Consider the following 12,002-nt stretch of genomic DNA (forward strand, 5'->3'; position numbering starts at 1 on the left):
GTTGATTCTACGCATCTCGCCCCGATCGATGCTGGATGCATCGACCGGGGCGAGCGTGACGCGTGGGGTCAGGAGACGGGCACTTCGTTCTCGTCGAGCGCGATGACTCCGTAGTCCCAGCCGCGACGGCGGTACACGACGCTCGGCCGCAGCGACTCGCTCTCGATGAAGAGGAAGAAGTCGTGGCCCAGGAGCTCCATGTGGTCGACCGCCTCGTCCTTGCTGAGACGCTTCGGCGCGAAGGTCTTCTCGCGGATCACGACGGGCGAGTACAGCTCTTCCAGCGATTCCTCTTCAGCCGCGATCTCAGACGCGGTGCCGCCGTTCTCGACCAGCCTGATCGCGTCGGTGTCTGCGGGGACGACGTCGATCTGCGCGAAGTTCTCGGCGGCAGCTTCCTGGAGACGCAGCGGCGTGTGCTGGCCGCGGTGGATCTTCTTGCGGTCCTTGTTCCGACGGAGTCGCTCGACGAGCTTGTCGAGCGCAAGATCGAACGCTGCGTACTTATCACCGGCCTCTGCCTCTGCGCGGACAACCGGCCCCGGACCGAAGAGGGTGATCTCGACCTTGCCCTTATCGAGAAGGTTCCCTGCCCTGTCGGTTCGCTTGGTCAGCTTGATTTCCGCCGCCTGCGTCTTGCCATCGAGAAGCGAGACCTTCGCGAGCGCCTTTTCGGTGGCGTATTCGCGGAAGCGGTCCGGGATCTCGGTGTTGCGACCGGTGATCGTGATTTCCATGTCACTCTCCTGTCGTTCTGCACGAGGCCGAGGTGTCACTGCCTCGTGATGCTGTGCGGTAATCGTAGACCCCAATTCACTCCGTGTTGTCTGCGATTTCGCAGGCATGACCTACCCTCCGCGCGTGTCGTGCTGAGCCGCCGCTCACTGCGGCCTCCGACGCACGGCCTCCGCGACAACGACGCATCCCACCACCGCTGCGCCAGCGGCTTCCAGGGCTCGGACCGCCTCCCGAAGCGTGGCCCCACTCGTGACAACGTCGTCGAAGAGCACGACCCTCGCGCCGGCCAGCCGCGGGTCGGCGACGTAGGCGCCTCGGAGGTTCGCCGCGCGGGCCGACGCGGAGAGCCCTGCCTGGTCGCGGACCGACCTCACGACCCGGAGCCCGGCGACGCTGCGCGTGCCAGGCACCGCGAGCGACCAGAGCATCGAGAGGTGCGCGTACCCCCGAGCACGGAGGGACCCCGGCGACGAGGGGGCTGGAACCGGCACCCAGGAGCGTGTGCTGGCGGTGTCGGTCGCTCCCGTGGACGTGGCCAGCGCGGCGACGGCCCTCCGCAGGAGCACCCCGAGCGGCCGCGCCGCGTCGGTCCTCCCCCGCTCCTTCAACGCCGCGATGAGCGCCTTGGTCGGCCCGTCGTAGTCGACCGCGGCAAACACCGGAATGCGCCGCCCGCCCATCGCCTCGATGCGCAGACCGCACTCTCTGACCCGTGTCGCCTCCGCGAGACGGCGAGCGCAGTTGCGGCAGAGCGCCCGGTCGACAGCACCGCACGACGCGCAGGTAACGGGCAGCACGACCGCGAGCGCATCGAGCAAGTGGATGCGCACCCCGCGTATCCACTGGCGCGCGAGCGTCGGAAGTGGAACGCGGAGCGGCATCCTTCAAGGATGCGGTGGCCCCAGCGCCGGGGATGACTCGGGTGCCGCGCTGTGGAGAAACGCAGCTCGGATCACACTTGGGTCAGGATGAAGTCGACCGTCGCGTCGGATTGCTGCCAGCGGTTGCCCTTCGGCACGTAGATGTGGTGCTCCTTGTCGAGCACACGAAGCCCGGCTGGGGTGTTGCTCCCGGTGATCTGCTGGCCATCGAGCACGGCGCCGTTGACCGTCACGGTGCCGCCGACGGTCTGCGTCCGCACTTCGGCGGTTCCCTCGCTACCGATTGCCAGCACGGCCAGCGAGGTCTCGTCGACCCACGCGAGGTCGATGGGTGACGTGCCACCTGGAGCGAGCAGGAGCGGGGTTCCCAGGGCGATCGGACGGTTCGTGCCCGGCTCTCGCTCGATCGCCATCACGGCGACACGGACACCGACGGACGTGTTCTCGAGCACGGCGAGCCGCGCACCGTCTCTGGACACGGCGATGGCCCGGTAGCCGGTGGCGCCGACGTTCTCAGCGGGCTCGAGCCAGCTGTGCTGGCGATCTTCGACATCGGTCGCGCGCAGCCCCGACCCGTCGGTGCTGCCCGTCCAGGTGTAGCCCCAGCTGTCGAGGCTCATGGCGAGCGGGCCGGGCCTCGCGTCGACCAGCAGCGGGTCCGGGTCGGCGATGGGTGTCGTGAAGACGCCGTTCGGCGTCACGAAGGAGGCGACGTCGCGGTCGGCTGCGTAGGCGCCCTTCTGGGGGCTTAGTGGGGCGATCGCCCCCTGCAGCGCGGCGGTCTCCTCCGACGCCGTGACGTTCGGGCCGCTGAGGAACCCGAGCTCGCCCGCCTTATAAACGAGCGGCGTGCTTGTGACCTGCCGGTTGACGATGACGTCGTCGTCACCGGGAAGCTCCTGGTCGATGGGCACGCCGGTGATCGACATCGTCACGCTCGAGATGGCCTCGAAGTCGCCGAAGCTCTCGGTGAGTTGCAGCAGCATTCGCGAGTACCGCTCCGGCGATGCCGACGAGAGGTTTGATGAGAAGTCGACGTCTGCCGTCTCGCCCTCGACGGTCACCGCGCCGAGCAGCGTCACGTCGGAGGGGATCGCGCTGACCACCTTGCCGTCGGCCAGCCACGGCGCAGGTCCGTTGACGAGCGCTCTGGCGATGCGCGTCATCGCCGTCTGCTGGGCGTCGAACCACCGCACGTCCGGCACCAGGCGCGAGAGGGTGTCGTCGTAGAAGTACAGTGTGTAGCTCTTGAACAGGCTCCGGAAGTTCTGGGCGAGCAGCACGATGCCAGGCGGGGCCTCCGTAATCCTCCACTCACCGTCGGCGTCTTGGGCGAGGGTGAAGGACAGCCGTTCCGTTGTGCCTCCGCCGAGTTCGCTGTAGAGCCCATCAGCGTCCACGGTCGCGGTCGACTTGTAGCTCGCCTCAATGCGGTCAGCGCCCGCGTCCACGACGCTCGGCACTGACGCAGTGATGAGGATGCGCGCGTTCGGGTCCCATTCCTGGCGGAAGGAGTCTGCGAGGTACTCCCGTGCGACCGCGTAGTCGTTCTGCGTGCCGGTTCCCGCATCGAGGAACCCCTCGACGATCTCCTCCCTGCTCATACCGTCGCGCGGGGCGTCCGGGAAGAAGCTGTAGGACTGGTCGCTCTCCTGCTGTTCGGATTCCCCGGCGAGCACCTGACCTGACGTCGGGATGCGCGCGCATCCCGCCAGCACGACCATGGCCAGGACGACGAACGCGGCCGCGATACCTCGCGTCACGCGCTGTGCGTTCGTGGATCGGGTCATCTCGCCTCCTCCTGGTTGGCTTCCGGACGCTCGCCGGCGCTGCTGTCGCTGTCGGCGCTGCTGTCGCTGTCATCGTGGTCCTCGCCGCTGGGAAGCGACGGCACGGACTCCGGGGCGGAGCTCGTCACGACGACCGCCTCGGCGTCATCCCAGGGAGCGGGAACCTGTGCGGGCTCGTCCAGCTCGGTCTGCTCGATGACATCCATCGAGTTCGTCGGGGCCGACGAGACCAGCGGCTCCGCATTGGCGGAGCGCATGCCGACCAGGTCGGGCAGCTCGATGGGCTGCGTGTCCACGTCCTCGTCCGTGAAGGCCTCAGAGGAGACGTCCTCCTGATCGATGGTGATCGTCGAGGCCCCCGCATCGCCAGGTTCGAGCGGCAGCGGCGACCCCATGATCTTCCCGCCGACGAACCGCGGCAGCGTGAGCCTGAAGTTCGTGCCCTTGCCCGGCTCCGACCACACCTCGAGGCGGCCCTCGTGGAGGCGCACGTCTTCGAGCGAGATCGCGAGCCCCAGACCGGACCCGCCCATGGTGCGCTTGCGCGAGGGATCTGCGCGCCAGAATCGGTCGAACACGCGCGTGCGCTCGGCCTCGGTCATGCCGATGCCGTAGTCGCGCACCGAGAGGGCGACCGCGGACTCGTTGGAGTCCACCGACACGACGATCGGCTTCGCCTCGCCGTGCTCGATGGCGTTGCCGAGGAGGTTCCTGACGACGCGGTTGATGCGGCGCGCGTCGAACTCGGACTCTCCGTACCCACCTGGCGCGTTCAGCACGAGCCGCGTGCCGTGGTCGAGGGCCACCGGGGTCATGGCGCCGATAACGTCGTCTGCGACCGTCGCGAGGCTGTTCGATTCGCGCAGGATCTCGACCGCACCCGCGTCGTAGCGGGAGATCTCGAGGAGATCGGCGAGCAGGATCTCGAACCGCTCGATCTGGTCGTGCAGGAGCTCGACGGAACGAGCCGTGACGGTGTCGAAGTCGTCTCGCCGGTCAAAGAGCATGCCGCCAGCGAGTCGGATGGTCGTGAGCGGCGTGCGGAGCTCGTGCGAGACGTCAGACACGAACCGCTGCTGCACCTGCGACAGATTCGCGAGGCGCTCGATCTGGTCCTGGAGGCTGTCGGCCATCTCGTTGAACGACCTCGCGAGCGTCGCGATGTCGTCTTCTCCCGATTCCGGTACCCGATGCTCGAGCTGTCCGGCGGCGAGCCGCCTGCTGGTCTTCGCCGCCTCGCGGATCGGCTGGATCACGGCGCGCATGACGAATCCGGTGATGACCGCGACAAGAAGGACGAGCACGATCATGGCGACAACGAGGGTGCGTTGGACGAAGTCCAGCGTCTGCTGGGTCTCCTCCATCGAGTAGACGAAGTACATCTCGTACTGGCCGAGACTCTGCACGGTCACGGTCGAGCCGATGACGATGCCTGGCACCTCGTTGCCGAGCTCGTCGACGAGCGCGATGGACTGGTAGTGCGTTCGCGGCGACGTCGAGGTCGTGCCGCTCGCGGCGGCGTCGCTTCCGGCGCTCACCGCCTCCTTCAGCTCCGCCGAGACCAGGTCCGCAGACACCGGCCCCTTGGCGAGGGCGCGCAGCTCGTTCGACTGCTCGCCAGTCGGCGACGCGCTCTGCATGAAGATGACACCGTAGCTGTTGGCTGCCGAGTCCTGCGCTGCATCCACCGCCTGCGTCTGCAACGTCTCAAGGGCCGCACTGTCGGTCTCCTCACCGGACGCGAACACGGTCTGCGCCGCAGTCACGGCACGCTCGGTCTCGGAGACGAGCGGACGGAGTCTCGAGTTGAAGAGGTCGCTGGCGATCGAGTTGGACATGACGAAGCCGACCGAGAGCACGGTCGCCGTCGTCAGCGCAACCGAGAGCGCGATCGTGCGAAATGGCAGCGACGTTCGCCACAGGAAGACGAGGTTGCGCCACACGCCGCGTGCAGAGCGCCAGCGGTAGGGCACCCGGATGCCCTCGGTATCGACATCGGAAGCCCGAGAAGCGGAGGTGGAGATCGCGCGCGGGCTCACAGCGCTCACGTCAGGAGAACGCTGTGGTGTTCCCAGCGCGGTAGCCCACGCCGCGAACGGTCGCCACGATCTTCGGGTGGTCGGGATCGTGCTCGACCTTCGCGCGGAGCCGCTGCACGTGCACGTTCACGAGTCGCGTGTCTGCCTTGTACTGGTAGCCCCACACCTGCTCGAGGAGCTCCTCGCGGGTGAAGACCTTCTGCGGCTTCGCCGCGAGGGTGAGCAGCAGGTCGAACTCGAGCGGGGTGAGGTTGATCTGTTCCTCGCCGCGCAGCACCTCGTGCGCGTTGACGTTGAGCGTCAGGTCGCCCACGCGGATGATGCTCTGCACCTCGGGCTGGCTCGCGCGCAGTCTCGTCTTGATGCGGGCGACGAGCTCCTTGGGGTTGAACGGCTTGACGATGTAGTCGTCGGCGCCGGCCTCGAGGCCGCGGACCACATCGGTCGTGTCCGACTTCGCCGTCAGCATGATGATGGGCGTGCCGGACTCGGCACGCAGCAGGTGGCAGATCTGGATGCCGTCCAGCCCGGGCAGCATGACGTCGAGCAGCACGAGCTCAGGTTTGACCCGACGGAACTCACCGAGGGCCGCGGCGCCGTCGCCGCAGAACTCCGGTTCGTACCCCTCGGACCTGAGGACGATGCCGATCATCTCCGAGAGTGCAAGGTCGTCATCGACCACGAGGATGCGTTCGCCCACAGAGCCCTCCCTGTTCAAGAACCCGCACGAGACCCGGCGGTTCTCTCAGCGTAGCGGGCCGAGCCTCCTCAGAGCCTCAACCCAGAGTGCGCGCCGAGCGGTGTGCCACGATGGAGCCGTGACGCACGGTCCATACGAGCACGCACCAGAGCCCCACCCCGCGCCTCCGCCCCAGTACGGAGCGCCGAACGCTGGCGCTCCCGCTTCGGCTTCGGGAGGCGCGTGGCCCGCGCAGCCCGGGCCGCACGGAGCGGCCGGCTGGCAGTACGGCCCCCCACAAGACCCGGGATACGGCCAGCAGCCCGGGGGCCAGTGGATGCCGGCGCCGACGCCTGGGCTGTTCCCACTGCGGCCGCTCGCCTTCGGCGACGCACTCGCTGCGACGTTCCGTCTCTTCCGCACCTCCCCCAAGACGATCCTCGGCAGCGCCGTCATCGTCATGGGCGCCACGACCATCTTCGCGAGCCTCCTGCCGGTGGTCGTGGGCATGCTCATGTTTACGCGCATCCCGTTCGCCGGACGTGAGGAAGACATCGCGCCGATGCTCGTCTCGTCGATCACGCTCACCTCGCTGGCCGCGCTTCTCGGCGTCGCCATCGCGGGCGTCGGGTCGGCGCTCTTGCAAGGCATCCTCGTGAGAGTCGTCGCGCGCGGCGCGATCGGTGAGAAGCTCAGCTTCAAGGAGGCTTGGCGTGCTGGTTGGCGGGGCATCTGGCGCCTCATCGGCTACGCCCTCATCGTCGGGATCGGAGCACTCGTGCTCATCGCCGTCGGCTGGCTCCTCGTTCCGTTCATCATGTTCCTGGTGCTCTCCGGTGCCAACGGAGACCAGGCGACCATCGCCGGGTCCATCGGCCTCGGCGTCGTGCTGACGTTGCTGCTCGGCGGCGCCACGGTCGTGCTCATGGTCTGGCTCGGCATCAAGATCATGTTCGCCCCGAGCGCCATCGTCCTCGAGGGCCTCGGGCCCATCGAGGCGATCCGTAGGAGCTGGGGCCTTTCCGGCGGCAACTTCTGGCGCATCCTGGGCATCGTGGTCGTCATCCAGGTCATCCTGAACTTCGCGACCGGCGCGGTGTCGGGCGTCGCGCAGATCGCCGTCAGCTTCGGCCAGATCATCCTCGTGCCGCTGGACGGCGGGCAGCCTTCGACGCCGGAGGCCGGCACGATCGTGGCGTTCGCGCTCATCCTGCTCATCACCTCCGCGCTCCAAGTGCTGCTCGGCGCGATCGTGCTCGTGCTCACGAGCGGCAACGCGACGATCCTCTACTTCGATCTCCGCATCCGCAAGGAAGGGTTCGGCGTGAGCCTCCAGCGCTACGCCGAGCAGTCCTCCGCTGGCTTGGAGATCACGGACGCGCACTTCGACGTGCAGCGGGAGCAGCCGCTCCAGACCGCGCCCGGGTTCTCGCGCTGATGATCCGCGGGCCTTGGGCCGGCTCCGCGGAGCCGCCACTCGAGATCGGCGAGGATCAGGCTCGCGACCTCCTGCAGGGCGAGCTCGCACAAGCTGAGTACACCCAGGCCTCCCCGACGTGGCTCGACCTGTGGATCGACGACTTCTGGAATTGGGTCAACGACATCCTCCAACCCATCGACGGGATCCCTGGCGGATTCTCGCCGATTGCGCTCGTCATCGGGGCGATCGTGGTGCTCGGCGTCATCGCGCTCCTGGTCGGGCGCCCGATCCTCGCGCAGCGCGCGCGCCGGAGGACCGTGCCGGCAGCTGATGTCTTCGACGGCGATGAACGCTCAGCGCAGGAGCTGCGTGCCTCAGCCGCAGCCGCGGCCGGTCGTCGAGAGTACGAGACAGCGGTCATCGAGCAGTTCCGCGCGCTGGCTCGCGCCGTGCACGACCGGACCGTCATCTCGCTCAGCCCCGGCATGACCGCCACGGCGGTCGCCGACGCGACTGCGGCCGCGTTTGTCGAGCAGGCCGCGTCGCTGCACCACGCAGCAACCACGTTCAACGCCGCTCGCTACCTCGGGCTCGGCGCCTCCGAACAGGACTGGCTGCACCTGCGCGACCTTGACTCAGCCCTCGCGTCGGCCAGGCCCGCCGCGTTCGTCGACCTGGCAGGACGCGCCTCGTGAGCACGGTGCAGGAGCAGACGCCGACGGTGCGAGAACGCCTGAAGCGCATTCGTCCCTGGCTGCTCATCTCGGCAGGAGCTGTGGCGATCGCCGTCACGAGCGCGCTCATCGCCGGAGGCCTCGCGAGCGCGAACGCCCCCTACCTCGGGGTCGACTCCGCCCGACCGAACGGCGCGAAGGCCATCTTTACCGTGCTCGGCGAGCAGGGCATCGCGACGAGCACCGCCTCGAGCGAAGTCGAGGCGCGAGAGCGGTTGCAGGAGGCATCAGGCGAGACGACGCTGGTCGTTCACGACCGCGATGGCATCGCCATTGACGACCTCGCGACCCAGATCGCCGAGCTCGACGCTGATCGAGTGGTCCTGATCGCCCCGAGCCGGGGACTCCTCGAAGCCTTCGGGGGCTCGATCGTCGTCGGTGGGGTTGGGGCCATCGGCGAAGACTCGGACACCGTCACTGCTGGCGCGAGGTGCGGAGCTCCGCTCGGGGAGCTTGCTCCGCAGATCTCACAGCGCGGAGCGCGCCTCTACCAGCTTGATGACGAAGCCACCGGCAGCGCGTGCTACCCCGAGTCGGATCGGTTCGCCTACGTGCAGACGACCCTTCCCTCAGGTCAGCAGGTGAGCGCCCTGGGCGCCACCGACAACTTGAGCAACGGCGACGTGCTGTCCGCAGCCAACGCGGCCATGGGCCTCACCGTCCTCGGCCAGACGGAATCGCTGGTCTGGTATGTCCCTGGCGTCGCCGACGCCGAGGCTGTCTTCGGGGTCGAACCAACCCTCGACTCCTTCGTGCCCCCTTGGCTGACGCCGGCCATCCTGATGACCCTGGCGACGCTGCTCGGCGTCATGGTCTGGCGCGGCCGCCGCTTCGGTCCGCTCGTCGAGGAGCGTCTCCCCGTGGTGGTTGAGGCCGCCGAGACTATGCACGGCCGGGGCCGACTGTACGCACAGCAGCGTGCTCGCCTGCGCGCGCTGGACAATCTCCGCATCGGCACCACGACTCGCCTCGCGAAGTCCCTGGGCCTGGCGCGCACCAGCGACGTGCAGGAGATCATCACCTCGAGCGCAGCGCTCCTCGGCGCGAGGCGCGCATCCGTCGCCTGGACGCTGCTCGACGCCGTGCCTGGCAGCGAGCCAGAGTTGCTCGATCTGAGCCAGGCGCTCCTCACGCTCGAACGTGAGGTCGCCGCCGCGGTGGACCCGGGCCACGCGCGACCGAATCGCGCAGGCGAGACCACCCACGATCCGAGTACAACCGCCGAGAGTTCCGGAGGACACGCATGAGCACCGACGTACGTGAAGCACTGCAGCGAGTCAGGGGTGAGGTCGCCAAGGCGGTCGTTGGCCAGGAGCGCGCGGTGGATGGCCTGCTGGTCTCACTGCTCGCCGGCGGTCATGCGCTGCTCGAGGGGGTGCCCGGCGTCGGCAAGACACTGCTGGTGCGGACGCTGAGCGAAACGCTGTCGCTCGACACCAAGCGCGTGCAATTCACGCCTGATCTGATGCCCGGCGATATCACCGGCTCGCTCGTGTACGACTCCGCCGCCGGCGAGTTCGAGTTCCGCGAGGGCCCGGTGTTCACGAACATCCTTCTGGCGGACGAGATTAACCGCACGCCACCGAAGACGCAGTCGGCCCTGCTCGAGGCGATGGAGGAGCGACAGGTCTCGGCAGACGGGGTGACGCGCACCCTCCCGTCGCCCTTCCTCGTTGCCGCCACCATGAATCCGATCGAGTACGAGGGCACGTACACGCTCCCTGAGGCGCAGCTCGACCGTTTCCTCCTCAAGCTCGTCCTCGACCTCCCGTCTCGGGATGCGGAGTTCGAGGTGCTGCGACGCCACGCTGCTGGGTTTTCGCCGCGTGACCTCCGCGGGGCCGGCGTCCGTAGCGCGCTGTCTGCCGATGAGCTCCGTCGCGCTCAAGCGGAATCGGCTGCAGTGGACGTGCGTGCGGATGTGCTTGCGTACATCGTCGACATTGCCCGAGCCACACGCAGTTCGCCCTCGGTCCGCATGGGCGTCTCACCCCGTGGTGCGACGGCGCTCCTCTCGGCAAGCAAAGCCTTCGCCTACCTGAGCGGCTACCAGGCCGTCACCCCAGACCATGTGCAGGCGATGGCCCTGCCGGTGCTCCGGCACCGCCTGCAGCTGCGGCCGGAGGCCGAGCTCGAGGGTGTCGGCGCCGACGCGATTCTGCGCTCGGTGCTCGCCCAGGTGCAGGTTCCGATCTGATCCGGCACGCGATACCGCAGGTAGCGATCAAACGACGAATGGGGAGCGTGGGCACATGGTGGTGAGCGGTCGTCTTGTGCTGCTGACGGCGGTCGGTGCAGTTCCGGTCGTGCTCTTCGGGCAAACCTCGGCGTCCGCCTACCTCACGGTGGCCATCTGGCTCCTCTTTGTTCTCCTCGCGGCGATCGCGGATCTCTTGCTCGCGGGCGCGCCCCGTCGGGTCGAGATCGAACGTGACCTGCCGAGCCGGGTGCGCCTGGGCGAAGCGGCCGTGAGCCGGGTGGCGGTCACGAACCTCGGGACGCGCAGGTTGCGCGTGCAGGTGCGGGACGGGTGGGAGCCGACGGCCGGTGCCTCATCGCGCCGTCCGATGCTGGACGTTCCCCCGGGAGAGCGACGCCTCGCGGAGTTCCCCCTTCTCCCCGCACGCAGGGGCGACCGCCGAGCCGAGCTGGTGACGCTCCGCAGCTGGGGACCCATGGGGCTGGCGGCGCGACAGGTGAGCCTCGCGCATCGCGGCGTCCTCCGGGTCCTTCCGCCGTTCACGTCGAGGAAGCACCTGCCCTCGAGACTGGCGCGGCTGCGTGAGCTGGACGGCGCGACACGGCTCATGGTGCGTGGGCAGGGCACGGAGTTCGATTCGCTGCGCGAGTACGTCCGCGGTGATGACGTTCGGTCCATCGACTGGCGGGCGACAGCTCGCAGGCAGGACCTGGTGGTGCGGACGTGGCGACCAGAACGCGATCGGCGCGTGGTCATCGTCATCGACACCGGGCGCACCTCCGCCGCTCGAGTCGCCGATGAGACGCGGCTCGACACCGCGATCGAGTCGGCCCTGCTCCTCGCTGCGCTCGCAACGCGCGCGGGTGATCGTGTCGATGTCGTGGCGTGGGATCGCCGGGTCCGGGCTCGAATCCAGGGGGTCTCTGGGGCGGAGCTCTTGAGCCGTATCGTCGAGTCGTTCGCGGATGTGGAGCCTGAGCTCATCGCGACCGACTGGCGAGCAATCCCCGGCCTCGTCCGCGGGGTCACGACGCATCGTTCGCTCGTCGTGATCCTCTCGACCCTGGAGACGGGTGGAACACTTGAGCCCGTCATCGCTGCTTTGCCGCAGCTGTCGAGCAAGCATGTCGTTGTGCTGGGTTCAGTGTTGAACCCGGATGTGCATGATGTGGCGCTGCGGCGGGAGACGCGCGAGCAAACGTATGCGGCTGCCGCTGCTGAGCGAGCGTTGCTGGACCAGGAGCGGGTGCGTCAGACGGTCCGTCGTCTCGGTGGAGATACGGTGATCGGAACTCCGTCGCAGCTGCCTCCCGCGATCGCCGACCATTACATCGAGCTCAAGGCGTCCGGTCGCTTGTAAGCACCACGCGCCTGCAGCCCGTACCGCAGCGCCTGGAGTGCCTCGCTACGCGCTCGGTGTGACGGTGTGCGGGGCCGTGTTTTGGGGAACAAAAAAGCCGGGGTTGGTGGGTGAGGAGCATCGCTGCTCACTCACCTACCAACCCCGGCTCATCGAAGAAG

General features: G+C 68.2%; 10 protein-coding genes. 5 read left to right on the plus strand and 5 right to left on the minus strand.

Annotated features, from left to right (window positions below; translation table 11 throughout):
- Nucleotides 1-68 precede the first annotated feature (68 nt).
- The 5 genes from hpf to mtrA form a co-directional block, all read right to left on the minus strand.
- Entirely contained in the window at nt 69-737 is a 669-nt protein-coding gene (hpf, locus tag ACPYN9_RS15105) for a ribosome hibernation-promoting factor, HPF/YfiA family (protein ID WP_424467367.1), read from the minus strand.
- A 144-nt stretch (nt 738-881) separates the two neighbouring features.
- Complete coding sequence (locus tag ACPYN9_RS15110; protein WP_424467368.1) at nt 882-1,619, minus strand: ComF family protein; 738 nt, start codon at nt 1,617-1,619, stop codon at nt 882-884.
- A gap of 71 nt (nt 1,620-1,690) precedes the next feature.
- Nucleotides 1,691-3,409: an LpqB family beta-propeller domain-containing protein gene (locus ACPYN9_RS15115; protein ID WP_424467369.1), complete on the minus strand. Its 1,719-nt coding sequence runs from the start codon at nt 3,407-3,409 to the stop codon at nt 1,691-1,693.
- The gene (gene mtrB, locus ACPYN9_RS15120) at nt 3,406-5,457 is read right to left on the minus strand and encodes an MtrAB system histidine kinase MtrB (RefSeq protein ID WP_424467370.1); all 2,052 of its coding nucleotides are present in this window, start codon (nt 5,455-5,457) and stop codon (nt 3,406-3,408) included. The genes ACPYN9_RS15115 and mtrB overlap by 4 nt, the downstream gene beginning before the upstream one ends.
- 1 nt (nt 5,458) lies before the next feature.
- Complete coding sequence (gene mtrA / locus ACPYN9_RS15125) at nt 5,459-6,148, minus strand: MtrAB system response regulator MtrA (protein ID WP_424467371.1); 690 nt, start codon at nt 6,146-6,148, stop codon at nt 5,459-5,461.
- A gap of 118 nt (nt 6,149-6,266) precedes the next feature.
- Here mtrA and ACPYN9_RS15130 point away from each other — a divergent pair, with 118 nt between their 5' ends.
- Genes ACPYN9_RS15130 through ACPYN9_RS15150 form a run of 5 tightly spaced genes read left to right on the plus strand, consistent with a single transcriptional unit; the run spans nt 6,267 to nt 11,841 of the window.
- Nucleotides 6,267-7,565 (plus strand): hypothetical protein, encoded by a 1,299-nt coding sequence (locus tag ACPYN9_RS15130; protein ID WP_424467372.1) that lies wholly within the window; start codon nt 6,267-6,269, stop codon nt 7,563-7,565.
- Nucleotides 7,565-8,242 carry a DUF4129 domain-containing protein gene (locus ACPYN9_RS15135; protein WP_424467373.1) on the plus strand — a complete coding sequence of 226 codons (678 nt, stop codon included), beginning with the start codon at nt 7,565-7,567 and terminating at the stop codon, nt 8,240-8,242. The genes ACPYN9_RS15130 and ACPYN9_RS15135 overlap by 1 nt, the downstream gene beginning before the upstream one ends.
- Nucleotides 8,239-9,528, plus strand: coding sequence for a DUF4350 domain-containing protein (locus tag ACPYN9_RS15140; protein WP_424467374.1), 1,290 nt, complete (start codon nt 8,239-8,241; stop codon nt 9,526-9,528). The genes ACPYN9_RS15135 and ACPYN9_RS15140 overlap by 4 nt, the downstream gene beginning before the upstream one ends.
- Nucleotides 9,525-10,478, plus strand: coding sequence for an AAA family ATPase (locus ACPYN9_RS15145; protein ID WP_424467375.1), 954 nt, complete (start codon nt 9,525-9,527; stop codon nt 10,476-10,478). The genes ACPYN9_RS15140 and ACPYN9_RS15145 overlap by 4 nt, the downstream gene beginning before the upstream one ends.
- 55 nt (nt 10,479-10,533) lie before the next feature.
- Nucleotides 10,534-11,841 carry a DUF58 domain-containing protein gene (locus ACPYN9_RS15150; RefSeq protein ID WP_424467376.1) on the plus strand — a complete coding sequence of 436 codons (1,308 nt, stop codon included), beginning with the start codon at nt 10,534-10,536 and terminating at the stop codon, nt 11,839-11,841.
- Nucleotides 11,842-12,002: the final 161 nt, after the last annotated feature.

It is taken from the genome of Pseudoclavibacter helvolus (genome assembly GCF_049707175.1).
Taxonomy (GTDB): domain Bacteria; phylum Actinomycetota; class Actinomycetes; order Actinomycetales; family Microbacteriaceae; genus Pseudoclavibacter; species Pseudoclavibacter helvolus_A.

What these genes read in the sequence shown, in the direction of transcription:
- ACPYN9_RS15150 (WP_424467376.1), top strand. Translation starts at nt 10,534, where the DNA reads ATGGTGGTGAGCGGTCGTCTTGTGCTGCTGACGGCGGTCGGTGCAGTT.
- hpf (WP_424467367.1), bottom strand. Translation starts at nt 737, where the DNA reads ATGGAAATCACGATCACCGGTCGCAACACCGAGATCCCGGACCGCTTC.
- ACPYN9_RS15145 (WP_424467375.1), top strand. Translation starts at nt 9,525, where the DNA reads ATGAGCACCGACGTACGTGAAGCACTGCAGCGAGTCAGGGGTGAGGTC.
- ACPYN9_RS15110 (WP_424467368.1), bottom strand. Translation starts at nt 1,619, where the DNA reads ATGCCGCTCCGCGTTCCACTTCCGACGCTCGCGCGCCAGTGGATACGC.
- ACPYN9_RS15115 (WP_424467369.1), bottom strand. Translation starts at nt 3,409, where the DNA reads ATGACCCGATCCACGAACGCACAGCGCGTGACGCGAGGTATCGCGGCC.
- ACPYN9_RS15135 (WP_424467373.1), top strand. Translation starts at nt 7,565, where the DNA reads ATGATCCGCGGGCCTTGGGCCGGCTCCGCGGAGCCGCCACTCGAGATC.